This window comes from Aeribacillus sp. JST-2 (genome assembly GCF_056032925.1).
On record NZ_JBVVUU010000035.1, the window covers coordinates 1 to 25,755 of the forward strand.

General features: G+C 39.9%; 30 protein-coding genes. 16 read left to right on the forward strand and 14 right to left on the reverse strand.

From position 1 onward, the window contains the following. Positions 1 to 872: 872 nt before the first annotated feature. Together AC0KTX_RS13680 and AC0KTX_RS13685 are read right to left on the reverse strand one after the other, a co-directional pair. A complete protein-coding gene (locus tag AC0KTX_RS13680; protein WP_474252679.1) occupies positions 873 to 2,222 on the reverse strand; it encodes a glucose-6-phosphate isomerase in 1,350 nt (449 codons plus the stop codon). Positions 2,223 to 2,349: 127 nt separating this feature from the next. Further along, positions 2,350 to 3,513: an iron-containing alcohol dehydrogenase gene (locus AC0KTX_RS13685; RefSeq protein ID WP_474252680.1), complete on the reverse strand. Its 1,164-nt coding sequence runs from the start codon at positions 3,511 to 3,513 to the stop codon at positions 2,350 to 2,352. Positions 3,514 to 3,866: 353 nt separating this feature from the next. Between AC0KTX_RS13685 and AC0KTX_RS13690 the strand changes: the two genes are divergently transcribed. After that, on the forward strand, positions 3,867 to 4,100 hold the full coding sequence (locus tag AC0KTX_RS13690; RefSeq protein ID WP_474252681.1) for a DUF378 domain-containing protein: 234 nt from the start codon (positions 3,867 to 3,869) through the stop codon (positions 4,098 to 4,100). Between the two features lie 108 nt (positions 4,101 to 4,208). Here the strand turns inward: AC0KTX_RS13690 and yugI are convergent, their stop codons facing one another. The 3 genes from yugI to AC0KTX_RS13705 form a co-directional block, all read right to left on the reverse strand. Continuing rightward, positions 4,209 to 4,589, reverse strand: a complete 381-nt coding sequence (yugI, locus tag AC0KTX_RS13695) for a S1 domain-containing post-transcriptional regulator GSP13 (RefSeq protein ID WP_474252682.1) — start codon at positions 4,587 to 4,589, stop codon at positions 4,209 to 4,211. Positions 4,590 to 4,717: 128 nt separating this feature from the next. Continuing rightward, entirely contained in the window at positions 4,718 to 5,887 is a 1,170-nt protein-coding gene (locus AC0KTX_RS13700; protein WP_474252683.1) for an aminotransferase, read from the reverse strand. Then, positions 5,884 to 6,384 (reverse strand): Lrp/AsnC family transcriptional regulator, encoded by a 501-nt coding sequence (locus AC0KTX_RS13705; RefSeq protein ID WP_474252684.1) that lies wholly within the window; start codon positions 6,382 to 6,384, stop codon positions 5,884 to 5,886. Before AC0KTX_RS13705 ends, AC0KTX_RS13700 begins: the two co-directional genes overlap by 4 nt. Positions 6,385 to 6,515: 131 nt before the next feature. On the opposite strand from AC0KTX_RS13705, the gene AC0KTX_RS13710 reads away from it, so the two are divergent. Next, a complete protein-coding gene (locus AC0KTX_RS13710) occupies positions 6,516 to 7,340 on the forward strand; it encodes an alpha/beta fold hydrolase (RefSeq protein ID WP_474252685.1) in 825 nt (274 codons plus the stop codon). Between the two features lie 10 nt (positions 7,341 to 7,350). Here the strand turns inward: AC0KTX_RS13710 and AC0KTX_RS13715 are convergent, their stop codons facing one another. After that, on the reverse strand, positions 7,351 to 7,611 hold the full coding sequence (locus AC0KTX_RS13715; RefSeq protein ID WP_474252686.1) for a DUF1871 family protein: 261 nt from the start codon (positions 7,609 to 7,611) through the stop codon (positions 7,351 to 7,353). Between the two features lie 70 nt (positions 7,612 to 7,681). Between AC0KTX_RS13715 and AC0KTX_RS13720 the strand changes: the two genes are divergently transcribed. Beyond that, positions 7,682 to 8,848, forward strand: a complete 1,167-nt coding sequence (locus tag AC0KTX_RS13720; protein ID WP_474252687.1) for a MalY/PatB family protein — start codon at positions 7,682 to 7,684, stop codon at positions 8,846 to 8,848. Between the two features lie 109 nt (positions 8,849 to 8,957). Here the strand turns inward: AC0KTX_RS13720 and AC0KTX_RS13725 are convergent, their stop codons facing one another. Further along, positions 8,958 to 9,152 (reverse strand): hypothetical protein, encoded by a 195-nt coding sequence (locus AC0KTX_RS13725; RefSeq protein ID WP_474252688.1) that lies wholly within the window; start codon positions 9,150 to 9,152, stop codon positions 8,958 to 8,960. A 117-nt stretch (positions 9,153 to 9,269) separates the two neighbouring features. On the opposite strand from AC0KTX_RS13725, the gene kapB reads away from it, so the two are divergent. The 10 genes from kapB (at position 9,270) to AC0KTX_RS13775 (ending at position 17,001) form a co-directional block, all read left to right on the forward strand. Then, a complete protein-coding gene (gene kapB / locus AC0KTX_RS13730; RefSeq protein ID WP_474252689.1) occupies positions 9,270 to 9,647 on the forward strand; it encodes a kinase-associated lipoprotein KapB in 378 nt (125 codons plus the stop codon). Positions 9,648 to 9,830: 183 nt separating this feature from the next. Continuing rightward, on the forward strand, positions 9,831 to 10,235 hold the full coding sequence (locus tag AC0KTX_RS13735; RefSeq protein ID WP_474252690.1) for a thiol-disulfide oxidoreductase DCC family protein: 405 nt from the start codon (positions 9,831 to 9,833) through the stop codon (positions 10,233 to 10,235). Positions 10,236 to 10,649: 414 nt separating this feature from the next. After that, positions 10,650 to 13,070: a Na+/H+ antiporter subunit A gene (locus AC0KTX_RS13740; protein WP_474252691.1), complete on the forward strand. Its 2,421-nt coding sequence runs from the start codon at positions 10,650 to 10,652 to the stop codon at positions 13,068 to 13,070. Then, on the forward strand, positions 13,057 to 13,479 hold the full coding sequence (locus AC0KTX_RS13745; RefSeq protein WP_474252707.1) for a Na(+)/H(+) antiporter subunit B: 423 nt from the start codon (positions 13,057 to 13,059) through the stop codon (positions 13,477 to 13,479). The genes AC0KTX_RS13740 and AC0KTX_RS13745 overlap by 14 nt, the downstream gene beginning before the upstream one ends. Next, on the forward strand, positions 13,479 to 13,817 hold the full coding sequence (locus AC0KTX_RS13750) for a Na(+)/H(+) antiporter subunit C (RefSeq protein ID WP_474252692.1): 339 nt from the start codon (positions 13,479 to 13,481) through the stop codon (positions 13,815 to 13,817). The genes AC0KTX_RS13745 and AC0KTX_RS13750 overlap by 1 nt, the downstream gene beginning before the upstream one ends. Next, positions 13,814 to 15,298 carry a Na+/H+ antiporter subunit D gene (locus tag AC0KTX_RS13755; RefSeq protein ID WP_474252693.1) on the forward strand — a complete coding sequence of 495 codons (1,485 nt, stop codon included), beginning with the start codon at positions 13,814 to 13,816 and terminating at the stop codon, positions 15,296 to 15,298. Before AC0KTX_RS13750 ends, AC0KTX_RS13755 begins: the two co-directional genes overlap by 4 nt. A 6-nt stretch (positions 15,299 to 15,304) precedes the next feature. Beyond that, positions 15,305 to 15,781, forward strand: coding sequence for a Na+/H+ antiporter subunit E (locus AC0KTX_RS13760; RefSeq protein WP_474252694.1), 477 nt, complete (start codon positions 15,305 to 15,307; stop codon positions 15,779 to 15,781). Next, positions 15,782 to 16,066, forward strand: coding sequence for a Na(+)/H(+) antiporter subunit F1 (locus AC0KTX_RS13765; protein WP_474252695.1), 285 nt, complete (start codon positions 15,782 to 15,784; stop codon positions 16,064 to 16,066). It begins immediately after the preceding gene. Beyond that, on the forward strand, positions 16,050 to 16,412 hold the full coding sequence (gene mnhG / locus AC0KTX_RS13770; protein ID WP_474252696.1) for a monovalent cation/H(+) antiporter subunit G: 363 nt from the start codon (positions 16,050 to 16,052) through the stop codon (positions 16,410 to 16,412). The genes AC0KTX_RS13765 and mnhG overlap by 17 nt, the downstream gene beginning before the upstream one ends. Positions 16,413 to 16,767: 355 nt before the next feature. Further along, positions 16,768 to 17,001 (forward strand): helix-turn-helix domain-containing protein, encoded by a 234-nt coding sequence (locus AC0KTX_RS13775; protein ID WP_474252697.1) that lies wholly within the window; start codon positions 16,768 to 16,770, stop codon positions 16,999 to 17,001. 67 nt (positions 17,002 to 17,068) lie between these two features. Here AC0KTX_RS13775 and AC0KTX_RS13780 read toward each other — a convergent pair whose 3' ends face one another. Further along, complete coding sequence (locus AC0KTX_RS13780; RefSeq protein ID WP_474252698.1) at positions 17,069 to 17,314, reverse strand: YueH family protein; 246 nt, start codon at positions 17,312 to 17,314, stop codon at positions 17,069 to 17,071. A 34-nt stretch (positions 17,315 to 17,348) separates the two neighbouring features. After that, a complete protein-coding gene (locus AC0KTX_RS13785) occupies positions 17,349 to 17,567 on the reverse strand; it encodes a spore germination protein (RefSeq protein WP_474252699.1) in 219 nt (72 codons plus the stop codon). A gap of 255 nt (positions 17,568 to 17,822) precedes the next feature. Here AC0KTX_RS13785 and ald point away from each other — a divergent pair, with 255 nt between their 5' ends. After that, positions 17,823 to 18,932 carry an alanine dehydrogenase gene (gene ald / locus AC0KTX_RS13790; protein WP_474252700.1) on the forward strand — a complete coding sequence of 370 codons (1,110 nt, stop codon included), beginning with the start codon at positions 17,823 to 17,825 and terminating at the stop codon, positions 18,930 to 18,932. 183 nt (positions 18,933 to 19,115) lie between these two features. Then, on the forward strand, positions 19,116 to 19,652 hold the full coding sequence (locus AC0KTX_RS13795; RefSeq protein ID WP_474252708.1) for a biotin transporter BioY: 537 nt from the start codon (positions 19,116 to 19,118) through the stop codon (positions 19,650 to 19,652). A gap of 227 nt (positions 19,653 to 19,879) precedes the next feature. On the opposite strand, the gene AC0KTX_RS13800 is transcribed toward AC0KTX_RS13795, so the two are convergent. The 4 genes from AC0KTX_RS13800 to AC0KTX_RS13815 form a co-directional block, all read right to left on the reverse strand. Beyond that, positions 19,880 to 21,385, reverse strand: coding sequence for a leucyl aminopeptidase (locus AC0KTX_RS13800; RefSeq protein ID WP_474252701.1), 1,506 nt, complete (start codon positions 21,383 to 21,385; stop codon positions 19,880 to 19,882). Between the two features lie 99 nt (positions 21,386 to 21,484). After that, entirely contained in the window at positions 21,485 to 22,138 is a 654-nt protein-coding gene (locus tag AC0KTX_RS13805; RefSeq protein ID WP_474252702.1) for a 3D domain-containing protein, read from the reverse strand. Positions 22,139 to 22,237: 99 nt separating this feature from the next. Further along, on the reverse strand, positions 22,238 to 22,555 hold the full coding sequence (locus tag AC0KTX_RS13810; protein ID WP_474252703.1) for a YuiB family protein: 318 nt from the start codon (positions 22,553 to 22,555) through the stop codon (positions 22,238 to 22,240). Between the two features lie 136 nt (positions 22,556 to 22,691). Next, complete coding sequence (locus AC0KTX_RS13815) at positions 22,692 to 23,903, reverse strand: NAD(P)/FAD-dependent oxidoreductase (protein WP_474252704.1); 1,212 nt, start codon at positions 23,901 to 23,903, stop codon at positions 22,692 to 22,694. Positions 23,904 to 24,186: 283 nt separating this feature from the next. On the opposite strand from AC0KTX_RS13815, the gene AC0KTX_RS13820 reads away from it, so the two are divergent. Further along, complete coding sequence (locus AC0KTX_RS13820) at positions 24,187 to 25,182, forward strand: NAD(P)/FAD-dependent oxidoreductase (protein ID WP_474252705.1); 996 nt, start codon at positions 24,187 to 24,189, stop codon at positions 25,180 to 25,182. 64 nt (positions 25,183 to 25,246) lie between these two features. Here AC0KTX_RS13820 and AC0KTX_RS13825 read toward each other — a convergent pair whose 3' ends face one another. Continuing rightward, complete coding sequence (locus tag AC0KTX_RS13825; protein WP_474252706.1) at positions 25,247 to 25,609, reverse strand: HesB/IscA family protein; 363 nt, start codon at positions 25,607 to 25,609, stop codon at positions 25,247 to 25,249. Between the last annotated feature and the right edge of the window lie 146 nt (positions 25,610 to 25,755).

Genomic DNA, 25,755 nt, shown 5'->3' on the forward strand with positions numbered 1-25,755 from the left:
GTTACGAGTGGCATAAGGGTATCTTTGTTTGCTTTTTAAAGATGGTAATAAATGTAATGAAATTTACTCATCTACAGTTATATTTTCAACTTCACGGGGTGAATTTGAAAATAAGCCTTAATTAGTTAGATAGGTCACCAATCCAGAAGTTGACTTTAATCACTTTATGTATTTTGGACAAAGATAACTTTTACATCAATTCTGTTAGACATCGTTGTATAAAAAAAACGTAAATTCCTTGAAGGTTAAATCAATTCCTTCTGATGAAAGTAAAATAAAAATCAAATTGAAATAAATAAGATCTCGAAATTACCTTTTTTATAAGCGGTAAGAAGGTTATTTCTTTCACAATTTTATTTACTTCAGCCTAGTAAACTTTTTAAATGGAAAAGGCTTAATACCTCTACAAGGGGCACAGCAGTAAGTAATCACGGAAGGCCGAAATCCAAAAATTTCAGCTTGACCCGGTAAAAATTTTTAAACTAGGAACAACGGAAAATTTGAAGTGAAAATTGCAAGAAAATCTGATTATCTTTTAGAAAAAATACATTTTTCGAAACCATTCAATTCGAAAACACAATTTTCCCCATTTTTCAAACGGATTGGCTTTCGGTTAAATTATAAAATAAATATATGAGGTTGAGGTGAAAGACATGTTCATTTGCCCATTTTGCACAAAATGGTATAAAATTTTGCAAATTTATTTTGATCAACACAATTTGATGGATCAAACACGCTGTTTTTCATTCAAACAAGATGTATGGCAAGACAAGCCCAATCTAAATTGGGAGGAATTTACAAATACAAGAAAATATATTCATTAAAATAAAAAACTCGGAGTACAATCATAGGGTACTCCGAGAATCGTCGGCTTATTTCAAACGTTTTTCAAGTTCGGCTTTTTTCTCTTCAAAGCCCGGTTTGCCTAAAAGGGCAAACATGTTCTTTTTATATGCTTCCACACCCGGTTGGTCGAACGGATTGACACCCATTAAATAACCGCTCATAGCACACGCTTTTTCAAAGAAATAAACAAGATATCCGAAAGCGTAAGCAGTTAATTCCGGAATATTGACAACAAGATTCGGCACGCCGCCATCCGTATGGGCGAGAAGCGTTCCTTCAAATGCCTTTTTATTGACGAAATCCACTGTTTTTCCGGCTAAATAATTTAAGCCGTCTAAATCATCTTGATCTTCTTCAATTGTTAATTCATATCTTACTTTTTCGACATTTAACACTGTCTCAAACATATCGCGGCGTCCTTCTTGCACATACTGACCTAAAGAGTGCAAATCAGTCGAGAAGTTGGCAGACGCAGGGAATATCCCTTTCAAGTCTTTTCCTTCGCTTTCGCCGAACAATTGCTTCCACCATTCAGCAAAATATTGCAGCCCCGGTTCATAATTGATCAGCATTTCTATTGTTTTTCCTTTATTGTACAAAATGTTGCGGACAACCGCATATTGATAGGCGGGATTTTCCGACAGTTCGGATGATGAGAAATCACGTCTGGCATCTTGAGCGCCTTTCATCATCTCCTCAATACTAACGCCGCTTACCGCAATCGGGAGAAGCCCTACAGCCGTTAAAACGGAATAACGGCCTCCTATGTCATCCGGAATAATGAAGGATTCATATCCTTCTTCGTTTGCCAATGTTTTCAATGCGCCACGCGCTTTATCCGTTGTCGCATAAATGCGTTTTCTCGCCTCTTCTTTTCCGTATTTTTCTTCCAATAGTTTACGGAAAATTCGAAATGCAATGGCTGGTTCTGTTGTGGTGCCAGACTTCGAAATGACGTTGATGGAAAAGTCTTTGTTTTGAATGAAATCAATCACATGTTGCATGTATGTAGAGCTGATGTTATTGCCGACAAAAATGATTTGCGGCGCTTTGCGTTCATCTTTTGGAAGCGCATTGTAAAAAGAATGATTCAACATTTCAATAGCCGCTCTGGCTCCTAAATAAGATCCGCCGATCCCGATCACAAGCAAAACATCAGAGTCGGACTGAATTTTTTGAGCGGATTTTTGAATTCTTGCAAATTCCTCTTTATCATAATCTTCCGGCCAATCAATCCAGCCTAAAAAATCGCTTCCTTGTCCGGATTTTTCGTGCAAAGCATGGTGGGCTACTTTGACAAAGTCTTGAAAGTATGTAAGTTCGTGTTCATTAAAAAAAGATAGCGCCTTTGAATAATCAAATCGGACATATGCCATAAAACAAGTTCCTCCATTTTCAATAATTTGATAAAGTGTTTTACTTCTTAAACTTTATCGAAATTGCCTGACAAAATCAATATTCCTTTAAAAGGACCGGTTATTGCAGCCGATCCTTCTGTTTGCCTTATAAAGAAGCGCGCAATATCGCCAACACATCTTCTCTGTTTAACACTTTAAATTTGCCAAATGGTCCTCTTGCCATCGCTTTATCGGCCATGAGGTCAAGCTTGTCTTCGCCAATGTTGTAATCAGCAAGACGGCTTGGTGCACCAATGGAATTCCAAAACTCGCGCAGCTTTTCAATCCCTTCGATAGCAATTTCACGATCCGTTTTCCCTTCCGGATCAACGTGAAAGACGCGAAGCGCAAACTGCTTAAAACGCCCTACATTTTCATCCAACACGTGCTTCATCCAGTTCGGGAACAAAATCGCCAGACCTCCGCCATGAGGTATATCATACACCGCCGAAACAGCATGTTCTATGTTGTGGGTCGCCCAATCGCCGCGATAGCCAACTCCTAAGCTGCCGTTTAATGCAATCGTTCCACAATACATAATCGTCTCCCGCAAATCATAATTTTCCAAATCTTCCACTAGCTTCGGCGCAGTTTCAATGACAGTGATAAGCAGCGATTCACACATTCTGTCTTGGAGCGGCGCATGTGTTTCCGGATGAAAATATTGCTCAAAAACATGAGACATCATATCCACAATTCCATAAACTGTTTGGTCCTTTGGAACTGTGTATGTATGTTCCGGATCTAAAATCGAAAATTTCGGATAGACAAGGGGCGAACTCCAGCCATACTTTTCTTTTGTTTCCCAGTTTGTAATAACGGAGTTAGCATTCATTTCCGATCCCGTTGCCGCAAGCGTCAATACCGTTCCAAAAGGAACCGCTTCTTCCGGAATATATTTTTTCAACACGATATCCCATGGATCGCCTTCATATTTGGCAGCTGCAGAAATGGCTTTTGTGCAGTCGATTACACTTCCTCCGCCGACAGCTAAAATAAAGTCAATTTTTTCTTTCCGGCAAATTTCAGCCCCTTTTTTAACTGTTGAAATTCTTGGATTTGGTTCAACTCCTGATAATTTCCAGATGTTTGCATCTATCTCTTTCAAATAGGAAACAACACGATCATATATACCGTTTCGCTTAATGCTTCCTCCTCCGTATACAATCAAAACGTTTTTTCCGTATTTCGGAACTTCTTCTTTTAATTTTTCTAATTGACCCTTGCCAAAAATAAGTTTAGTCGGGTTGTGATAAGAGAAATTTTCCATCAATATTCCTCCCTCTATATTCTTTCATTTTCAATGAAAACTTGTGTTTTCTTATAATTTCATTGACATCTAAAAGATTTTCCACCTATCATTATGATTACTTTTTCATTTATTGGGATTTCCGCATCGTTGATTCCATCCTACCAACCAAAATGGTTTATTTCGGTAAATGATGATTTGCCGGTTCGCTTTGCCTCTTCCCAAGACCCTGATCCTCCCTTAAGTAAATTATGCGAAAATGTTTTTGCAGAAGTAAAGAAAAAAGCACATCTTTTATCATTTCCTTTCATGCATAATTTCTTCATCTTAGTTAAAGATAAAATTGAATAATGAGAATTAAAGGAGGCTGTTTTATGAGCGCTTTGCAGCGTATTGCTTTATTGTTGACAATTATTGGAGCTTTAAATTGGGGTCTTATCGGATTTTTTCAATTTGATCTAGTTGCCGCCATTTTCGGAGGGCAAGACTCAGCATTATCAAGAATTATTTATGGAATTATCGGGATTGCCGGTCTCATTAATCTTGCTCTGTTGTTTAAGCCAGACGCTGAATTTGCCAGAAATGAACCGAAAACGGAAACACGATAAAAGCATCGGCCGAAGCCGATGCTTGCCTTTTTTCTAAAGGAAGGAAGTCTTACACTATTTCGCACTTTGAAAAAACTGACTCTTCATCACTGATCTGTATTGTGCAAATTATGGCCGAGAGATGCCTTCACGTTTCGATTGTTCGATCCACTCTTCCAATTTTTCACGCAATGTATTAAAACCATGAGGGGTTGATGATCCGGTCTTATGTTGATTTTGCTTAGGCTTTGCCGATTTTTTCGGCTTTTCGGCCGCAGCCCGGATGGAAAGGCTTATTTTTCCGGTTTCTTCATCAACTGCCAACACTTTTACCTTAACCTCGTCGCCGATTTTTAAATGCTCGTGAATATCTTTAACAAATCCGTGATCAATTTCGGAAATATGAACAAGACCTTGCGTTTCATCATCTAGTGCCACAAATGCACCGTATGGCTGGATTCCTGTTACTTTTCCCACTACAATTGTTCCTGTTTCGTATCGGTTGTTCATCAAAACACTCCTATTTAACATTTTAATTAAGTAGACACTCGAATAAACGGTTTTTAATTATATCATAAAAAGATCACATTGACAAAAAGTTATAAAAAACCTGACCATAAAGCGGCCAGGTTGATGTTTTAATATAATGATTGAACAAAGCGGTGAATGCGTTTCATTGCTTCCTGCAATTGCTCCATTGATGAAGCATATGAACATCTTATATATCCTTCCCCGCTTTTTCCAAAAACACTTCCCGGAACAACTGCAACTTTTTCTTGCAAAAGCAATTTTTCGGCAAATTCCTCAGAAGATAAGCCTGTGCTCTTAACGCTGGGAAAAGCATAAAAGGCTCCGCCGGGTATGTGGCAGTACAAACCTGCTTCATTCAAAGATTGAACGATAAAATTTCTTCTTCTTAGATAGCTTTTTCGCATGTATTCGACATCGTCCCGATTATTTTGCAAAGCTTCTATCGCAGCATACTGGGCCATTGTCGGCGCGCACATTACCGAATATTGATGAATTTTCAACATCGCGCGGGCAAACGTTCGATCCGCCGCTACATAGCCGAGGCGCCATCCCGTCATAGCAAAACCTTTGGAAAAACCGGAGATCAGGATGGTTCTTTCCTTCATTCCTTCAATGCTTGGCATGCTAACATACTCTTTTTCATAGCAGAGTTCCGCATAAATTTCATCTGCTACAACAAGCAAATCATATCGTTTGGCAATGTCCGCAATGGCTTCCAATTCCTTTTTCGATAAAACCGTTCCCGTCGGATTGTTCGGTGTGCAAAGCATGATCGCTTTTGTTTTGCTCGTAATATGTCTTTCCAATTCGTTTGTATCAACTTTGAATTCGTTTTCGCCAAATGTTGATACGCTGACAGGTTTTCCTCCGGCAAGTGTAACAAGGGGCGCATATGAAACGAAACAAGGCTCAATAATCAACACTTCATCATCTTTGTTAATAATGGAACGAAAGGCAATGTCCAGAGCCTGGCTTGCTCCAACTGTTACTATTATTTCTTCATCCGGATCATATTGCAGATCAAATTGCTTATACAAATATTCGCTGATTTTTTCCCGCAATTCATACAAACCGGCGTTCGCCGTATAAGAAGTAAATCCTTGTTCAAGGGAAATAATGCAAGCTTCCCTAGCATTCCACGGAGTAACAAAGTCCGGTTCACCGACGCCTAGAGAAATGACGCCATCCATTTTAGCCGCTAAATCAAAAAATTTACGAATACCTGATGGTTTGATATCCATAACGGTTTTAGACAAATAAGTATTGATCGTTTTCATGGTGACACCACAATTCTTTTATCTTTATCATCTTGATCAAAAATAACTCCATCATGTTTATATTTTTTCAAAATAAAATGCGTTGTTGTCGACAAAACGGAGTCAAGGGCAGAAAGCTTTTCCGAAACAAACCTCGCAATGTCCGTCATCGTTTTCCCTTCAATAACAACAGACAAATCATAGGCGCCTGACATTAAATAAACGGATTTTACTTCATTAAATCGGTATATTCTTTCAGCAATTTCATCAAACCCGACTCCTCGCTTAGGAGCAACCTTGACATCAATCATGGCCGTTACTCCTTCATGGCCGTCTACCTTTTTCCAGTCTATCGTTGTCGCATAATCGACAATGATTTTTTTCTCTTCCAATCCCGAAATCAATTTCTCCGTTTCTTCAACGGATAATCCTATCATTTTGGAAATGGTTTCAGCAGTCAAACGGCTGTCTTCTTCCAATATTTCCAAAATTTCCGTCTCTTTTTCTGATAATTTCATCTTGATGAATCCCCCCAAAATGGAATCTTCAGATAATTATATCACGTTCCAGCATTTTTACATCATCGTTCAAGAAATTTTTACGGGTGACAGGTTAAACTAACGGTAGCAAATCGAAAGGAGAAGAGGCATTGATTAAAAACATCAATCGATCGATCAATATTTCCGGAATCAATATCCATTATGAATACTATCCGCATCCAAAACGAAAAGAAACCATCGTGCTGATTCACGGATTTTTATCATCCACCTTCAGCTTTAGAAAATTGATCCCCAGATTAAAACAACATTTTGCCATTATTGCCATCGATCTTCCTCCTTTTGGAAAATCAGAAAAAACAACAAAATTTGTTTATTCTTATCATAATTTAGCAAGATTAGTGATCGAACTTCTGAATCGGCTCCATATTCGCCAGTCCATCATCATCGGCCACTCAATGGGAGGACAAATTTCATTATACGCCGCTAAGCAAAGACCCGATTTGTTTGAAAAAATTGTGCTTATATGCAGTTCAGCTTATATGAAACGGCTGCCTTCGCCGCTTATTTATTGTTCATATCTTCCGTATTTTTATCTATATGTCAAGAGGCATTTTGCCAAGCAAGGTGTTTGGCAAATCCTTTGCAGCGTCGTCCATGATCAATCTCTTATCAATGAAGAAATGATGGAAGGATATATCAAACCTTTTTATGACGATCAAATTTTCAGAGCGTTGACAAGAATGATCCGTGATCGGGAAGGAGATCTGGCGCAAGCAGAACTAAAATCCATTGAAATTCCAAGTCTTTTAGTTTGGGGGGAGGAGGATAAAGTCGTTCCGATTGAAATCGGATACCGGCTTCAAAAAGATTTGCCCCTTTCCCGCTTCATTTCCTTAAGGAAAACAGGGCATTTAGTGCCTGAAGAACGTCCTGACCAAGTTTCCGATTACATTTTTGATTTTTGCTTCAGTTAAAAGACCTCTTCTATAAATGGCACGACGCCTGATTTTTAATCGCCAACAGCTCTTTGGCGATTTTTTCACATTCGCCTAAAGGAATCACTTCCTCGAAAGAGAATTCGTATATGGATTGAATTTTTCGCGCCAATGGCAAAACATGGTCGATTGAGTGAACCGCTTGAACGCAATCAATGATTTCTGTTTCGTAAGCGCCTTTTCCGTAATGAAGCGGATCCCAATCGTATAACAATTCAATCATTAACAAATTGGCCTCTTTCATTTCCATCCACCGTCCTCCAATGCGTACATATTGTTTGTATTTGTATTTTAGCATATATTGTTATTGAGGTGAGATTATGAAATATTTTGAACAGCTGGTTGAACGACATGGCACAAAATCGGTCAAATGGGATTTAAAAAAAGAACTATTCGGATATAGCGACGTCTTGCCAATGTGGGTGGCGGATATGGATTTTAAATCTCCGGAAGCAGTCATAACGGCGCTGAAAGAACGGGTGGAACACGGGGTCTTCGGATATACAACCGTGACGGATGAAACAAAAAAAGCAGTTCAAAACTGGCTGAAAACAAGACATGGATGGGAAATTCCAACATCCTCGCTCGATTTTTGTTCCGGCGTTGTCGAGGCTATCAGCATTGCGATACGAGCCTTTACGAATGAAGGCGACCGCATTGTCATTCAGCCCCCGGTCTATCATCCTTTTTTTGAAATGGTTCAATTGAACAAGAGGATTCTCGTGGAAAATGAACTGTTTTTAAAAGACGGCCAATACCATATTGATTTTCAGGACCTAGAGCAAAAATTGAAAGACCCGGCCGCAAAAATGCTCATTCTTTGCAATCCGCAAAATCCGAGCGGACGGGTTTGGACGAAGGAAGAACTGGCGAAAATTGGCGAATTGTGCTTAAAATATGATGTTTTTGTCCTATCGGATGAGATTCACTCTGACATGATGCTGTTTGGACATAAACATACGCCTTTTGCATCCATTCGTGAAGATTTTGCCGAAAAGTCGATAACAGCGATCGCTCCTAGCAAAACATTTAATTTGGCTGGGTTGCAAGCGTCTGCGGTGATTATCCCGAACCGGGAAATGAAGAAAAAATTTAAAGAAGTGAAAAGGCAACAAGGACATTTCTCATTAAACACATTCGGAATTGCCGCAATGGAAGCTGCTTATCAACACGGACATAAATGGCTGGATGAACTTCTTCACTATCTTGAAGGCAATGTCGAACTTGTTGAAAATTTTGTCAAGGATGAAATCAAAAGCCTTTCTGTCATCCGGCCGCAAGCAACTTACTTAGTTTGGATCGACTGCCGTTCATTAAATAAAACAGAGCAGCAAATCAAAAAATTGCTTCTTGAAAAAGGAAGACTGGCACTGGAAATGGGCAGCAAATACGGCAAAGCCGGTGAAGGGTTCGTGCGAATGAATATTGGCAGCCCGAGGAAAATGGTGGAAGAAGGATTGCAGCGGTTGAAAACGGCACTGGCATAATCGGAGCCGGATTATGGCTCCTGCTTGAATGAACCCGTTCACGTCTGCCGTTCCATCAAGAGCTGTATTGGCGAGCCTTCACCGCCCGCCAGAAAACACCAATGTGCCTTTATTTTTCCCGATCCTTTTCCGAAAGCTGTTGATATAGCTGTTTTGCTTTTTCTTCTTCCTTCCGGGAAATTTTTTTGAAAAAGACAACGGCTAAAACAGCTAAAACAATAAACGGCGCCATTTGCAAAAAACCGTAAAAATATTCAATTTTGTTTTCCGGAAAATACAAAATAAAATTCAGCAACAAACTCACGATGGGTCACGACCTTTCAAATCCACTTATTCTTACTATAGCAAATTTTTTGCCTGCAAGGGAATCTCAAAAGTGCAAATAATTTATAATCACTAGCTGCGAACTGAGGTGAAATGAATGGAATTGAAAATTGGAGATATTGTCACCGGCATTTATAAAACGGGAAAATATATTGGAGAAATCACTGAGATTCGCCCGAATCATTACTTAGTCAAAATCAAAGCGGTTCTAAAACACCCGATGCAAGGCGACTTACATCACCCAAAACAAGCGGATGTACCGTTTTTTCACGAACGAAATGCATTGCATTTCAATGAACAAGCAAATATTCCGAAAAATATGGTCAAGCCTTATGGCGGGGACATCCCCGATTATGAATCATCATTGAAGGAAGCGATCCTGGCCTATAAAAAAGAGCTTGAAGAAGAAAACAGCCGATGGGCTCAACGTTCCCTTGAAAATATCATTCGGCTTGAAAAAGAATATTTTCATTGAAAATATGAATGCCGACTGCACAAAGAGACAAGAGCATGTGCAGCCGGCTTTTTTAAAATACCCCGAAGATCTTATTAATATTTATTGTCGTTACCGTTATTCATTTTCATTGATCCACCCTTATAAAAGCGAAAAAAGATTTTTTCCTTAGACAATAATAATTGGAAAAAGCGAGGCGGACACATGAACAGCCGGAAAAAAATTATTCTTTTTGATGGAACTTGCCAGTTTTGCAGCAGAACCGTCCAATTTATTATTTCTAGAGATCCGAACGAAGTGTTTGTATTTGCGCCCCTGCAATCGAAAATCGGCCATCAATTCCTGAAGAAATACGGGCTGCCGGAAAACGATCATGATTCTTTTATCCTCATAGATGACAATGGCTATTACACAAAATCTACCGCTGCGTTAAAGGTTGCAAAACGTTTGCAAAGTATCGTCAAAATTTTTTACTTGCTGATCATTGTTCCAAAACCGCTCAGGGATTCAGTATATACCTTCATAGCAAAAAATCGCTACAAATGGTTCGGCAAAAAAACGAAATGCCTTTACCCTGATGACAACATCCGCAAACGTTTTTTAATTTAAATAAGAACTGCTTACACAACATTTTTTATCGGACCACCCGAATATATTCCCTAGGCTTCCTAGGGGCTATTTTTTTAAAATCCCCTTTTCTTCCAAATATGATCATTAAGTCATTTGATTCGGACCAATGGAAAAGAACGGAAAGTTTGTCAACAATATTTGTTCGGTTTGTTCATGTAAATGCAAGCCAACAACTTCACCGTAAAGATGGAAAATACGATTCCCAATTTTTCATCATACCATCTCATAATTATGGTCGGAAACCTCACAAAAAAATATACAAATCGCATTTTTTTTGATACGATATTTATGGTCATAAGAACTTGAAATTTAAGCTCAAAAAAATCATCAATAAAAAACACGCTCTTTTCATTGGCCATTACGGTTTTATGCTTCGGGATGAGGAGGTTAAGCATGGCTTTACTTCATTGGGCGGTTTTATCCCCTTTTCTGTTCGCCATTGTCATTCCATTTCTGTATAAATATTTTAGGAAAATACATACAGGATGGTTTGTCTTCATTTTGCCCGTTATTTTATTTCTTTATTTTGCCCAATCTTTCATTGGTCATGTACATAACGAAGGCGTTTACAAAACCGCGGAATGGATCCCTTCGTTAGGAATTGATTTTACCGTTTATCTTGACGGGCTTAGCCTGTTGTTTGCACTGCTTATAACCGGCATCGGCTCCCTCGTTGTGCTTTATTCCATTGATTATTTGTCAAAAGAAAAGGAACAGTTGCATGTTTTTTACATTTATTTATTGATGTTTATGGGAGCTATGCTCGGCGTTGTTTTATCTGACAATGCCATCGTCTTCTATATTTTTTGGGAATTAACGAGCTTTTCCTCTTTTTTATTGATCGGCTATTGGCATCATCGGGAACGATCGCGCTACGGAGCTCAAAAGTCCATGCTGATTACCGTTTTCGGCGGGCTTTCCATGCTGGGTGGATTCATTCTTCTTTATTTAATAACCGACACGTTCAGTATTCGCGAATGGATTGAGCAAAGCGGCAAAATTGCCGATAGCCGTTTGTTTATTCCTGCCTTATTGTTTCTGCTTTTAGGAGCTTTTACCAAATCAGCCCAATTTCCGTTTTATATTTGGCTACCTGATGCGATGGAAGCTCCAACACCTGTCAGCGCCTACTTGCATTCAGCAACAATGGTGAAAGCCGGAATCTATTTAGTTGCCCGTTTCACACCTATTTTCGGCGGCAGCGCCGAATGGTTTTGGATCGTTTCTCTAACGGGAATTTTCACTTTATTCTGGGGATCATTTCACGCAGTCAAACAAACGGATTTAAAAGCGATTCTGGCATTTTCCACCGTCAGCCAGCTGGGAATGATCATGTCCTTATTAGGTGTTGGTTCAGCCGCTCTTTTGTTGGATCAATTTGAATACCATACTGCCGCCATAACGGCAGCCATTTTTCACTTGATCAATCATGCGACATTTAAAGGCAGCTTGTTTATGGTTGCCGGAATCGTCGATCACGAAACGGGAACAAGAGACATCAGGAAACTCGGAGGTCTTATGTCTTTCATGCCGATAACGTTTACAATTGCAGCGATCGGCTCGATGTCCATGGCGGGTCTTCCTCCTTTTAACGGATTTTTGAGCAAAGAAATGTTTTTCAGCGGCATGATACGGGTTTTGGAATTGAATGTGTTTACTGCGGAATCTTGGGGCATTCTTTTGCCTGTTCTTGCGTGGATCGGAAGTATTTTTACATTTATCTACAGTTTCATTTTCTTGCTCAAAACGTTTGCTGGAAAACGGAAGCCGGAAAAACTTCCGAATCGACCGCATGAAGCGCCGACCGGAATGTTAATCCCGCCAGTTATACTTAGTTCACTTGTAGTTATTTTTGGCTTTTTCCCTAACTTGCTTTCTTACAGTTTAATTGAGCCTGCAATGGAATCGATTATGCCTGCTTTGTTGAAGGAAGGCGAGCATTTTAATGTCCATATTTCCCATTGGCACGGTTTTACGTTGGAATTATGGATGACCATCGGCGTGGCTGCTTTTGGCTTGCTGCTTTATCTGACGGTTTCAAAGTGGAAACAAATTTATCAATTTCAACCGAATTGGCTGACATTGAATCATTTTTATGACAAATTCTTAAACACAATAGTTCTCGTTTCAAATCGCTTGACAAACTTTTACATGACGGGGTTTATTCGCGACTATCTTGTCTATATTTTTGCATTTATGATCGCCTCAATTGGGATGACAATGGCCGCCAAACATGCCCTTTCTTTTTCAACAGATCATTTGGCGCCGATCGGGATGTATGAACTGATTTTATCTCTTGTGATGGTAGCCGGAACGATCACAACCGTTTGGGCAAGATCCCGTTTAACAGCGATCATTGCTTTAAGCTCCGTCGGGTATTCTCTTGCCCTGTTTTTTGTATTGTTCAGAGCGCCTGACTTGGCGCTAACACAGTTGGTGATTGAAACGATTACAACAGCATTGTTTTTGCTCGCCTTTTCTTATTTGCCTGAGTTTCAGAAAAAAGAGAAAAAAAGACGGTTCCGATTTGTCAATTTTGTCATTTCGTTCGGAGTAGGTTCGATTGTCACATTGCTTGCCATTTCCGCTAATAGCGAACGGACTGGCAAAACAATTGCCGAATACTTTCTAGAAACAAGCTACAGTTTAGGCGGCGGGTATAACGTCGTAAATGTCATCCTTGTTGATTTTCGCGGATTCGATACATTATTTGAAATCACCGTATTAGGAATTGCCGCTCTGGCGATTTACAGCATGATCCGCCTAAAAATGGGAGGGAAAAATATTGAAGAAAACAGGTATAAAAACAAATGATGTAATTTTGCAAACCGTTGCAAAATTGGTCGTTTTTATCGTTTTGATTTTTTCATTCCATCTGTTTTTTGCAGGGCATAATGCTCCTGGAGGTGGATTTGTCGGCGGACTTGTTACAGCGGGTGCGATCGTACTTTTGTTGATTGCTTTTGATATAAAAACCGTCAAAAAGATTTTGCCGATCAATTATATAAAAGTTGCCGCCTTTGGCTTACTCATCGCCGTTTTAACAGGAATCGGCTCCTTCTTCTTCGGTGTGCCGTTTCTTTCGCATACACACGGCCATGTCCATCTTCCCCTTCTCGGCGATTCGCATCTTGCCACTGCTGTTTTATTTGATCTTGGCGTTTATTTTGTCGTTGTCGGCATTACCATGACCATTATCCTAACGATAGGGGAGACGGAATAATGGAAATTTTAGCGGCTATTGTTTCAGGCATTTTGTTTATGGCGGCCACATATTTGATGCTCTCCAGAAGTTTATTGCGAATCATAATCGGCACCGGACTGTTGAGTCATGGGGCGCACTTGCTCATTTTAACAATGGGAGGACTGAAAAAGGGAACCGTTCCGTTATTAAGCGAACATGCTTCATCATATGTTGATCCCCTGCCCCAAGCGCTGATTTTGACCGCTATTGTGATCAGCTTTGGTGTCACAGCCTTTTTTCTCGTTCTGGCTTACCGATCTTATCAAGAACTTGGGACTGATGATATGGATCAATTGAGAGGAAATGATCAACAATGAACCATAATTTCATTATTTTGCCCATCGCCATTCCGCTATTGACAGGAGTACTGCTTATTTTTTTTAACAAACGGCAAAAAATGCAAATTTGCTTAAGCGCCGCTGCATCAGTGGTCAACACGGCAATCGCATGTTTTCTTGTTCAATTTGTCAAAACATACGGAATTGTATCGCTAGAGGTCGGCGGCTGGAAAGCGCCGTTTGGCATTGTTCTTGTTGCGGATATGTACGCAAGCTTGCTTGTGCTGACGGCGAATATCGTCGTATTGGCTTGTTTGTTCTTTTCTTACAAAACAATGGCACAAGAGCGAATCCGTTATTTTTATTATTCCGGCGTCATGTTTTTGTTGACAGGTGTTTCCGGTGCCTTTTTAACTGGCGATATATTCAACTTGTTTGTATTTTTTGAAGTGATGCTCATGGCTTCTTATTTCCTGATTGTTCATGGGAATTCAAAACCGCAATTGAGGGAATCAATTAAATATATTTTGGTGAACGTTATTTCTTCCGCCTTGTTTGTTATTTCGGTTGCCTTTCTCTATGCGGTGACTGGCACGCTAAATATGGCTGATCTAAGTTTGCGTGTGAAAGAATTAGGATCTTCGGGCATCATAACTGTCATTTCTATTATGTTTTTAATCGTTTTCGGATTAAAAAGCGCATTGTTTCCGCTTTTTTTCTGGCTGCCTGGTTCATATCAGGCACCGCCGTCTGCGATTGCCTCGCTTTTCGGGGCTCTGTTGACAAAAGTTGGTGTATACTCCATTACAAGAGTTTTTACTTTAATCTTTTTGCAAGATACCGATTTTACGCATACGTTTATTTCTTGGCTGTCTGTGCTAACCATCATTTTTGGCGTCATCGGCTCTATCAGCTATCCCGATATAAAACAAATCATGATATATAATATTTTAACAGCTGTTGGCATCATGCTGTTCGGCATGTCAACGATGACGAAGGCGGGGATGGAAGGAGCTGTTTATTACATCATTCACGATATGATCATTAAAAGCGCGCTGTTTCTTTTAGTTGGAGCCATCCTAGCCATTACAGGCACAACACGCCTCCATTATTTTAGCGGTCTTATCCAAAAATATCCTGCACTTGGCTGGTTATTTTTGATCGCTGCTTTATCATTGTCAGGGATTCCCCCGTTCAGCGGTTTTATCGGAAAATTGAAAGTGGTTGAAGGCGGTTTTGAAAACGGGGACTTTGTAATGGCCTTTGTTGTCTTGCTGTCAAGTCTTTTGATCTTGTATTCTGTGATGAAAATCTTTATAAACGGTTTTTGGGGCGAGGAAAACATTCCCCGCACCCAAACAAATGTAGCGGTGAAAAATCTTCTCATTCCCATAACTTTTTTGGTCGCCATTTCAACTTTATACGGGCTTTGTACAGAATTCATTTCCCCATATATTACACAAGCGGGAGAAGTTCTTTTGTCTCCTGATGTTTATGTAAAAGCCGTTTTAAAGGAGTAGATCATGATGTCCTTTCAAATACTTTTAAATTTTGTCATCGCCGTAGCATGGATGTTCTTGCAAAATGACGATTCGCTCGCTGCATTTTCGGTCGGATATGTTTTAGGCCTTATCATTATTTTCGTTTTAAGGCGTTTCTTTCCAAGAAGGTTTTTTTTGTATAATCTATTTGCTGCCATCAAACTGGTGTTCATATTTTTAAAAGAGTTGATCCTTTCAAATATTGCCGTTGTCAAAATTGTTCTTTCGCCGAAACTGCAAATGAAGCCGGGCATTTTTGCATTTGAAACAGACTTAGAAAAAAACTGGGAAATAACGACTCTCTCCAATCTCATCACGCTGACACCCGGAACGTTTGTCATTGAAATTTCCCATGATAACAAAATTTTATACATTCATTCGATCAATATTGACGATATAGAGCAGGCAAAAAACGATATAAGAAACAGTTTTGAGAAAGCCATTAAGGAGGTGAGCCGATAAATGTTTGAATTCGTGATATGGATTTCACTGGCTTTGATTGCCGCTTCCTCCCTCTTGTTGATATTCCGGCTCATTATAGGGCCTTCCATCCCTGATCGGGCAGTTTCATTGGATGCAATCGGAATCAATTTAGTCGGAATCACCGCCATTATTTCGATCGTACTCGATACAAACGCGTTTTTAGATATTATTTTATTAATCGGGATTTTAGCGTTTATCGGCACCGTCTCCATTGCAAAATTCCTGGAGAAAGGAGAAATCATTGAAAATGATCGAAACGATTAGCAAATGTATCATCGGTTATCTCATTCTCCAAGGTGCTTTTTTCAGCTTAATTTCTGCCATTGGCGTTTTAAGGCTGCCGGATGTGTATACGAGAAACCATGCTGCTTCTAAAAGTGCAACACTTGGTGTCATTTCCATTTTAACAGGAGTGTTTCTATATTTTTGGCTATTAAAGGATCATATAAATGCGAGAGTCCTCCTCGGAATTTTGTTTATTTTTTTAACATCGCCCGTGGCAGGCCATTTAATAAGCCGCGCTGCTTACAATACGAAAGTGAAGCTATGGAAAAATAATCCCGTTGATGAATTGAAAGAAGCCAGACAGGAAGCAAAGGATGAGGTTTAAAACAAGAACTTTTTCCTTTTTTAATTTCACTACTTTCTTAAAATGATGATCACAAAAATGAAATACAGCCAAAGCAACAATAGCACAGGGGCAATCGATTGAAAATACATCCATGATCCTCCCGGTAACAAAAATGTTAAGTTTTATGATAAATAAGAATATCATGCAAATGTTTAGCCATTTGAACGTTTTCGTAAATTTGTCTTAACAACGACTTAAATCAACATTTTTGTTCGATAAGAAAAAAATTAATTTACTTTTATAAAAATTTAAAAAATAGTCTTGAACGTTGTAAAGAATATTGGTAGAATACTTTCTAAACTTTATGGAGAACGGAAACATAAGGGTGAAAAAAATGGAAAAGGAATATGTAATTCGTATTAAATTGGACAATCTTTTGAAGCAGAAAAGAATGACAAAGCGGGAGTTGGCTAGATTAGCGGATATCCGGCATACTTTCGTTTGGGAAATGTGCCATAACAAAACGAAACGTTTGCCCCTCGACAAACTTGCTAAAATTTGCTCTGTTTTGAATGTTGACATACAGGATATTATAGAACTGGCAGAAAAAGAGAAAAACGTTTGTTGAGTCCAAGCTGTTTTTAGGCAGGCAAACCTCTGCTTGGCAGAGGTTTGCAGAACGTATGCTCCCGTTTTTACATTTCCCGAACCCATTGAATAATTTTGAATGTTAATTGTTCTGCAGCAGCACCTGTCTTTCCTTCCAAAGATTCCATCAAACGTTTTCTTAAAAGTTCATGATCATCCTCATAAGAAATGAGCGTGGACCACTCAATCTCCGGAATGGAAACAATAGTATATTCTTCTTTTTTGTTTTCATATACGTACACGTTGGTAATCATTTGACCGTTTATTTCGACATTTGCTTTGCGGATTTTCATTTTCCATCCCTTTCTAACATTTAGTTTTTCGTGCTTAGTTGTTGTTGAAAATTTGCTGATCAGACCAATTGGCAGATTGTTCATTCGTCTTGCTTTGGCCATTATATAGATTGACAAAATTCCCTAAATTGAAAGCGCCAGATCCATAAGCAGACTTTAAGGTTGCTTTAGGAGCGATCGAAAAACAATCCCCAAAATTTACCGCACCCGATTGGACGCTTTCTATTTCGAAGGGACCGACAAACGCAGGCAATCATCATCCCCCCATTTTAATGTAATTTATGATATTATACGGCGCAATCCTGAATTTGTTTACCCGATTTGTTTTGAACGGACATGATGAATGACATAACCCCCAGTATGAAACAATATGATCATGGAATATTATGGCGCTTGGATCCGACAAGCTGTTGAAACCCATTATTTTCCGTTTATTTTAGTGAATTTTCAAATCTATCCGTATTATACTGAAATCAAACGGTTCATTTATTAAGGAGGAATACGGCTAATGATCATTGGTGTTCCAAAAGAAATGAAAAACAACGAAAACCGTGTGGCGCTTACGCCTTCAGGAGCAGTTTCATTCGTTAAAGCAGGTCATCGCGTATTAGTTGAAAAAAACGCAGGTCTCGGAAGCGGTTTTAAAGATGAAGAATACATCCAAGCGGGAGCCGAAGTTTTTGATGATGCCAGCAAAATATGGGAAGCTGACATGGTCATGAAAGTGAAAGAGCCCATTGAAGATGAATTCCAATATTTTCGGAAAGACCTCATTTTATTTACTTATTTGCACCTCGCTGCAAAACCTGAGCTGACGAAAGCTTTAAAAGAAAAAAAAGTGATAGCCATCGCCTATGAAACCGTTTCAGATGGACGCTCTTTGCCTCTGCTGACACCGATGAGCGAGGTTGCCGGCCGTATGGCTGTCCTCATCGGGGCTCAATTTTTACAAAAACCAAACGGAGGAAAAGGCATATTATTATCGGGGGTACCGGGAGTAGAAAGAGGAAATGTTGTGATTATTGGCGGAGGCGTTGTCGGAACAAACGCTGCAAAAATAGCTGTCGGTTTAGGAGCAAAAGTTGCCATTCTCGATGTCAGCGCCGAACGTCTTCGTGAATTGGACGATATTTTTGGCAACAGCATTCAAACGATTATGTCCAATCCGTATCATGTTGCAGAATATGTGAAACAAGCCGATTTGCTCATTGGAGCCGTCCTAATCCCCGGGGCAAAGGCGCCGAAACTAGTCACGGAAGAAATGGTGAAATCAATGAAGCCCGGTTCAGTCATTGTTGATGTCGCCATTGATCAAGGAGGGATTGTCGAAACAAGCGATCATGTCACAACACATGACGATCCAATCTATGTCAAACACGGCGTTGTGCATTATGCTGTAGCAAACATACCTGGCGCCGTTCCTAGAACATCGACTTTCGCTCTTACAAATGTAACAACACCTTTTGCATTGGAAATAGCCAACAAAGGATTGATGAAAGCTATTATGGAAAACAAATCGATCAAATCCGGCGTTAACGTGGCAAACGGAGAAATCACTTATGAAGCCGTTGCACGCGATCTTGGCTATCCCTATGTTCCGGTTGAAGAGGCTTTTTGAGAGGCCCTTGAAACATAAAAAGGCAAAGGCAGCATTCCTTTGCTTTTTTATGTTTTATATATGTCAACTTTAATTAAAAAATAGTTGACATATTTTCGGTTATACTTTACATTTATACTGACGAAAGGAGGGAAAGTTTTGAAAACCTATCATATAACACTGGTTGCCCTTTTTGCCGCCTTAATGGCAATTGGAGCAAACATTACAACCATTGCGCCTTTTTTGCAAGTGGGCGGAGTGCCATTGTCGATGCAGCCGTTTTTTTGTATTCTGGCAGGGCTGCTTCTCGGAAGACGGCTTGGCGCTCTTTCCATGGTTGTTTATGCGCTTATCGGGATTGCAGGCGCTCCAGTTTTCGCTCAATTCGAAGGCGGAATACAGGCTATTTTCGGCCAAACCGGAGGGTTTATCTTATCGTTTATATTTGCAGCATATATTTCCGGTTTGATCGTTGAAAAGGCAAAACAGATCAAATTGTCTGTATTTCTTTTGGCATCTTTTGTTTCGATTGTACTCATATATATTATAGGCACTACTTACATGTTTTTTGCCCTTAATCTTTGGCTTGGAGCAAACGTCAGCTATTTGGCTGCATGGGGAATTATGACTTGGTTTATGATAAAAGATATCGTGTTCACAGTTGCCTGCGCCCTGTTGGCATCCCGTATTTATCATGCTATGCCAAAAAACCTTCCAATCCAAAAGAAAAAATCCGCTTAAAAGACGAGATTCCATTTTATTGCTGGCTGGTCAGGTCATGAAAAATTCTGTAGACCCGGCGGAAATCTTTCTTTCAATACAAAATGCAGCCTGGCGGGAGACTGTTTTCCAGCTTAAATTTCACTGTTTACATAAAAGCAAAAAAGCTGCCGTATAACTGGGAATTGGGAGTAAGTAAAGCCATTTTGAAAAGGAAAACAGAAGGAACCCTGTTTTCCTTTTTCTTATTAATGGCGGTTTAACGGTTTGAATTTTTCTACAAAAACAGCCAAAGTTCTTGTCATGACGCCTGTTGCCCCTTCCGGACCAAGTGGACTTTGTTTGTTGGTTGTTGCCGTTCCGGCAATATCGAGATGAACCCAAGGCGTTTCTTCTGCGAATTCACCGAGAAAAGCAGCACCCATAATCGCATGCCCTTCGCGCCCTGGAGAATTGTTTAAATCCGCCACTTTGCTGTTCCGCACCCGCTCTTTATCATCCTCAAAAATTGGCAAGCGCCATATTCTTTCTTGGCATTCTGCAGATGCTGCAAAAATCTGTTTAAACAGTTCTTCATTGTTTGTCATGGCTGCTGTCGTATGTTTGCCAAGAGCTACCACAACACCCCCTGTTAAAGTGGCGACATCGATAATGTATTCCGCACCATGCTGTTTTGCATACGTAATTCCGTCGGCAAGCGCCAACCGCCCTTCTGCATCCGTATTTAAAATTTCAATGGTTTTACCGCTCAATGATACGATCACATCATCCGGCTTCATCGCTCCGCCGCTGATCATATTATCAGTGGCCGGAATGACCGCAATAACGTTTTGTTCAGGCCGCAATTCGCCTATTATTTCCATTGCTCCTAAAACTGCTGCTGCACCGGCCATATCCGTTTTCATGTTGACTAAACCATCCCGTGATTTTAGAGAATATCCTCCTGTATCATAAGTGATGCCTTTGCCAACTAATGCAATGACATCTTTCCATTTTTCTTTTCCTTGATATTTTAAAACAATCATTTTGGGAGGCTCGCTTGATCCTTTGTTGACGGCGAGGAGTCCTCCCATGCCCATCTCTTCCATTTCTCCTTTTTCAACAATTTCGATTTCAAACGAATATTTTTTTGCCAGTTCCATCGAATAGTTGGCCAGTTCAGCTGCTGTCAGCAGATTTGCAGGCATATTGGTCAATGAGCGCGCTGAATTCGTTCCTTTTCCATAAGTATAGCCTGCCGTTAAAGCAGCTTCTATTTTTTTTTGATCTTTTTCTGTTATGACATTCATCAGATCAAGAGAAGGGTATCTTTCATTTTGCCGTTGTTTATAGTTTTGTATTTTGTAGGTTGATAAAACAAATGCTTCAGCAAGTGCACGCCCCGCATTGATTTCATCCACTTCTTTTCCGGCAAAGGACGGCAGCAAAACAGAAACGCTTTTTAGCCGATCTTTTTCAATCAATTGAAAGACCCTTCCAAAACTTTTCACTGTATCTGCAAATGTGTACTCTTTTTCTTTTCCTAAGCCAACGATGTAAAGTCTTTTTACTTTTATAGCGCCTAAAGTATGTATTTTTGCTATGCTGTTTTTTTTGGCCGAGATGTCGCCGCTTTTTATCAAATCCGTTAAATGTCCATGTAAACTGTTATCAATCGCCGCTAATGTTTGATCGAGTTGGCCGTTTCGCTGAAAAAGGCCGATGATTGCTCCATCTCCTTGCAAATCATCAAGTCTTTCTAATATTTTAAACATTTTTCCGTCTCCTCTCCTTGAATGTTCATCTCCTTTCTATCTTACAACCTTTCAGCAAAATTTTTGCAAAAAAAATGAGCTAGCCCCAATGGACAGCTCTTATTTTTGTCCGAAAACTTCCATTGTTTTGTTTTGATTTAATTTCGCTAATTCATCCTCAGTTAAGGTGCCGTTCCCTCTTTTCACAACATAAACGTCAACTTTTTTCTTGCCCCACTGCTCATAAACATCTTCAACCGTTTCATAATATAAATCAAGATGGTTTCCTTTAACAGCTGCCCCTTTATCTGCTACTACCCCATATCCATATCCGGGTACATAAAGGACGGTGCCGATGGGAAAGACTTTTAAATCCGCGGCAATGGTTGAGAACGCATCGCGTGTCACCCGGACACCGGAATAGGTAATTCCATATTCGGGGTGCCCCGGTTTTTTTCCCGTTGATTCATAACCTGCCGTATATCCGGTCGCAATCACGGTCATTTTCGGATATTTGGACCAATCTACTGTTTCTCTGGTAGTTTTTTGCTCTAAAGCTTTATGGTTCGTTTCAACATTTTTTTTTGCCTCTAGATCATTATTTGCGTATAATTCATGTTTTTCTCTGTACTGTTTAAAAATCCAATTGGTCAGTTCTTCCGCCTTCACTCCTGAAACCGATTCAAAAGTTGTTGTGAAAGCACTAATGAACAATAAAATCATTACGATTCTTCTAGTCCACAACTTTCCATCATTCATTTTTTCGTATTCCACTCCTCTCACACCTATTTATTCCCATGAAAATAGAAAAATATACGGTGAAAGAGGGCAATGATGGAAAATAAAAAGGCTTTCCCTCCAGTTCGGAAAGCCTTAAAACATTTGATACCCTTTTGCTCTTAATATGCGGATGGCAACGCCCGACACGATGGCGCCCGCCAGACCGCTCAATAATATCAAAATATCCGCCATAGCAAGCGAGGTAATTTTTTCCCATAGCAGTGCAAATGAATGGCCGGGTGATTGAAAATAGTCGAAGAAACTCACCTCGTCAATTAAAAAAATGCATACAATCGGATAAAAAACGGCCATAACCCAAGACATTCTTAATAGCATATTTAATAAAAAACCGATTCCAAAAAACAACACGAAAAATAACAACATGGAAATAATGAGAATCGGTATGTTCATTGAAACGCGCATCCCCCTTATAACCTATGATTGCGTCTGCAACATAAAAAAGCAAACGGCAGTGGTCAAACACGAACATTAATATTTGATATAAAAAGAGCAAAAGCCCATCTTAGCCTTTGCTCTTTCCTCCCCATTAGAAAAACTTAAATTTGCCTTTTTTCAATACGAGCCCGGCACCGCCGACCATGTAAAGAGCACGGTTATCGATCATTTTCTTCATGAAAGATGCCTTCGTCCCAACCATCTTCTTGCCAAAAGCAACACCGACCGCATCATCTTCGCCTAAAGAAGCAACAGTCCCTTTAATGTCTGGCTTAAATTGTTCTAATTCTTTGCCATGAATTAATGCGGCGACATTTTTCGCACAAGTTTCTCCTTGCTGCATGGCAATTTGTGCTGTCGGCGGATAAGGACGGTTGATTTCCTCGTTTATAATAAGGGAACAATCGCCAATAATAAACACGTTATCATGTCCCGGAGCGCGCAAGTCTTTTTCTACTTTCACACGTCCGCGCATTGTTTCAAAGCCGGATTCTTCGATGACGCTGTTTCCTCTTACACCGGCAGCCCAAATAACGGTGCCTGCTTTAATTTCTTCTGTTTGATCATCTTTTGCCACAATGATACCTTGTTCTGTGCATTCTTTAATGGCTGTCCCAATTCTAAACTCGACACCTTTTCTTTGCAATTGATTTACTGCATATTCGACAAGCTCCGGATCGAAACCTGGCAGTGCTGTCGGAGCCGCTTCAACGCAGATGACGCGCACTTTTTTAGGATCAATATCATATTCTTTGCAAAGTTCCGGAATTCGGTTTGCAAGTTCACCTAAAAACTCAATTCCGGTAAAACCGGCGCCGCCAACAACGATCGTTAAGCGCGTATCGTCTTTTTCTTCCTCTGTATTATATGTAGCGAATTGATATTCAATATGCTCGCGAATTTGCCGGGCAGAATTAATGTTTGAAATCGAAAAAGCAAATTCCTTTAACCCTTTAATTCCAAATGTTTCAGGGTGAGAGCCTAGAGCTACTACCAAATAATCATACTCAAGTTCGCCGTTATTAAGAATCACTTTTTTCTCATCTGTCTTGATCAACTTCACCGTATCTTGCACAAAGTTTACTTTGCTTGTATCAATAACATCTTTAATTAAATAACGGCAGCGGTCATGGTGCAAAGTGCCGGCAGAAGCTTCATGAAGCCATGTCGTTTCATAATGGTAATCATGCTTATTTACAAGCGTAATGTCTGCTTCGTTCACACTAAGCAATTTTTGAAGACGCGTCACAGTCATTAAACCGCCATAACCCGCCCCTAAAATGACTACTTTCGGATTATTCACAGGACACACCAACCTTTTCTACTATATAATATTATTATGGTTCATAAAAGTGTTCTGAAAACCTTTCGGAAATTTGTGAAAACATTCACTTTCCTTTACAAAAAATTACAAATTAGTTCACAAAATATTAACTTTTCATCTATAGACATAATATCCCTTTCACTCAGACATTTCAAGATAAATTTTCTTGTTCAGAATAATCAGGAACTTTATGTTAAACTTAATATGTAGAATGCAATCAAATCTTCACATTTTAAGAAGATGACTTGGGGAGGAATATATGATGAAAGAAGATCGCAATGTTTACGATATCACTATAATTGGAGGGGGTCCTGTTGGGATGTTTGCCGCATTTTACGGCGGAATGCGGCAGGCTTCCGTTAAAATAATAGAAAGCCTTCCGCAATTGGGCGGGCAATTAACAGCATTATATCCTGAAAAATACATATATGACGTAGCTGGATTTCCAAAAATTCGCGCAAAGGAGTTGATCCATCATTTAAAAGAACAAATGTCGATGTTTAACCCGACGATATGTTTGGAACAGACGGTGGAGCAAGTTGAAAAACAAGATGACGGCACCTTTATGATAACCACAAATTCCGAAATTCATTTGTCCAAAACAATCGTTATCACAGCCGGCAACGGAGCTTTCCAACCAAGAAAACTTCAGCTTGAGAACGCCGAAAAATACGAGGGCAAAAATTTGCATTACTTTGTTGAGGATTTAAATTATTTTGCCGGGAAAAAAGTTGTCCTTTTTGGGGGAGGAGATTCGGCTGTTGATTGGGCATTAATGCTTGAACCGATCGCTGCACAGGTCACCATCGTCCATCGAAGAGATAAATTTCGAGCTCATGAACATAGCGTTAACCAAATGATGAATTCGAAAGTGAATGTCCTCACGCCGTTTGTACCTGCAGAACTGATCGGACAAGATCGAATTGAAAAAATAGTCGTTGAAGAACCAAAAAGCGGCCGAAAAGAGGTTCTTGAAGCCGATGAGGTGATCGTAAATTTCGGTTTTGTTTCGTCGCTTGGACCGATTAAAAATTGGGGGCTGAACATTGAAAAAAATTCACTTGCCGTCAATTCGAAAATGGAAACGAACATTCAAGGAATTTATGCAGCAGGAGATATTTGCACATACGACGGCAAAGTCAAATTAATTGCCACTGGCTTTGGTGAAGCGCCGATTGCTGTCAATAATGCGAAAAACTATATCGACCCGAACGCAAGAGTGCAGCCTATGCACAGCACTAGCATGTTTGAAAAATAAAAAAGAAGGCGGGACGAAACCGTCTTCTTTGTTGCATGGAAAAGAGTAAAGCTGTTTGGTCTCTTTAACATTGCTCCGGTCTGCCGGCATTTGCTGCTGTTCTAAAAGATGCGCCGCAGCCGCATGAGGCAATGGCATTCGGATTATCGATTGTAAATCCTCCACCGAGCAATGATTGTTTATAATCAATTTTCGTTCCTTTCAATATCGGAGCGCTGTCTTTATCAACTAAAATTCGAATGCCGAATTGTTCAAATTCATGATCATCGGCTTGCTTCTCTTGTTCAAAACCGATTCCGTAAGAAAGACCAGTGCAGCCGCCGCCTTTTACGCCAATTCGCAAAAAGCTGCCTTCTTCTTCGTTTTCTCTCATCATATCTTTTATTTGATATGCAGCAGCTTCAGTAAGTGTCAAAATATCTGACATGACCCAACCTCCTCGTATACTAAGTTTCAGAAAGTTTTTTTATCGAATTTCCAGTCCGATACGCTCCTTGACAATCGCATATCTTGGGTGGTTGCCTTTGTGGGAGGGGCGCGCCCCTCCCACAAAGGGTTGAGCGTACCGGGGTT

Bases quoted from the DNA above. Each gene is read 5' to 3' on its own strand.
- AC0KTX_RS13825 (WP_474252706.1), bottom strand. From the start codon at position 25,609: ATGTCAGATATTTTGACACTTACTGAAGCTGCTGCATATCAAATAAAA.
- AC0KTX_RS13755 (WP_474252693.1), top strand. From the start codon at position 13,814: ATGAACCATAATTTCATTATTTTGCCCATCGCCATTCCGCTATTGACA.
- AC0KTX_RS13780 (WP_474252698.1), bottom strand. From the start codon at position 17,314: ATGAAAATCCGCAAAGCAAATGTCGAAATAAACGGTCAAATGATTACC.
- yugI (WP_474252682.1), bottom strand. From the start codon at position 4,589: ATGAACAACCGATACGAAACAGGAACAATTGTAGTGGGAAAAGTAACA.
- AC0KTX_RS13680 (WP_474252679.1), bottom strand. From the start codon at position 2,222: ATGGCATATGTCCGATTTGATTATTCAAAGGCGCTATCTTTTTTTAAT.
- kapB (WP_474252689.1), top strand. From the start codon at position 9,270: ATGGAATTGAAAATTGGAGATATTGTCACCGGCATTTATAAAACGGGA.
- AC0KTX_RS13800 (WP_474252701.1), bottom strand. From the start codon at position 21,385: ATGTTTAAAATATTAGAAAGACTTGATGATTTGCAAGGAGATGGAGCA.
- AC0KTX_RS13690 (WP_474252681.1), top strand. From the start codon at position 3,867: ATGAGCGCTTTGCAGCGTATTGCTTTATTGTTGACAATTATTGGAGCT.
- AC0KTX_RS13705 (WP_474252684.1), bottom strand. From the start codon at position 6,384: ATGAAATTATCAGAAAAAGAGACGGAAATTTTGGAAATATTGGAAGAA.
- AC0KTX_RS13740 (WP_474252691.1), top strand. From the start codon at position 10,650: ATGGCTTTACTTCATTGGGCGGTTTTATCCCCTTTTCTGTTCGCCATT.
- AC0KTX_RS13810 (WP_474252703.1), bottom strand. From the start codon at position 22,555: ATGAACATACCGATTCTCATTATTTCCATGTTGTTATTTTTCGTGTTG.
- AC0KTX_RS13820 (WP_474252705.1), top strand. From the start codon at position 24,187: ATGAAAGAAGATCGCAATGTTTACGATATCACTATAATTGGAGGGGGT.
- AC0KTX_RS13760 (WP_474252694.1), top strand. From the start codon at position 15,305: ATGTCCTTTCAAATACTTTTAAATTTTGTCATCGCCGTAGCATGGATG.
- AC0KTX_RS13750 (WP_474252692.1), top strand. From the start codon at position 13,479: ATGGAAATTTTAGCGGCTATTGTTTCAGGCATTTTGTTTATGGCGGCC.
- AC0KTX_RS13765 (WP_474252695.1), top strand. From the start codon at position 15,782: ATGTTTGAATTCGTGATATGGATTTCACTGGCTTTGATTGCCGCTTCC.
- AC0KTX_RS13715 (WP_474252686.1), bottom strand. From the start codon at position 7,611: ATGGAAATGAAAGAGGCCAATTTGTTAATGATTGAATTGTTATACGAT.
- AC0KTX_RS13700 (WP_474252683.1), bottom strand. From the start codon at position 5,887: ATGAAAACGATCAATACTTATTTGTCTAAAACCGTTATGGATATCAAA.
- AC0KTX_RS13775 (WP_474252697.1), top strand. From the start codon at position 16,768: ATGGAAAAGGAATATGTAATTCGTATTAAATTGGACAATCTTTTGAAG.
- AC0KTX_RS13685 (WP_474252680.1), bottom strand. From the start codon at position 3,513: ATGGAAAATTTCTCTTATCACAACCCGACTAAACTTATTTTTGGCAAG.
- AC0KTX_RS13735 (WP_474252690.1), top strand. From the start codon at position 9,831: ATGAACAGCCGGAAAAAAATTATTCTTTTTGATGGAACTTGCCAGTTT.
- mnhG (WP_474252696.1), top strand. From the start codon at position 16,050: ATGATCGAAACGATTAGCAAATGTATCATCGGTTATCTCATTCTCCAA.
- AC0KTX_RS13795 (WP_474252708.1), top strand. From the start codon at position 19,116: ATGGCAATTGGAGCAAACATTACAACCATTGCGCCTTTTTTGCAAGTG.
- ald (WP_474252700.1), top strand. From the start codon at position 17,823: ATGATCATTGGTGTTCCAAAAGAAATGAAAAACAACGAAAACCGTGTG.
- AC0KTX_RS13720 (WP_474252687.1), top strand. From the start codon at position 7,682: ATGAAATATTTTGAACAGCTGGTTGAACGACATGGCACAAAATCGGTC.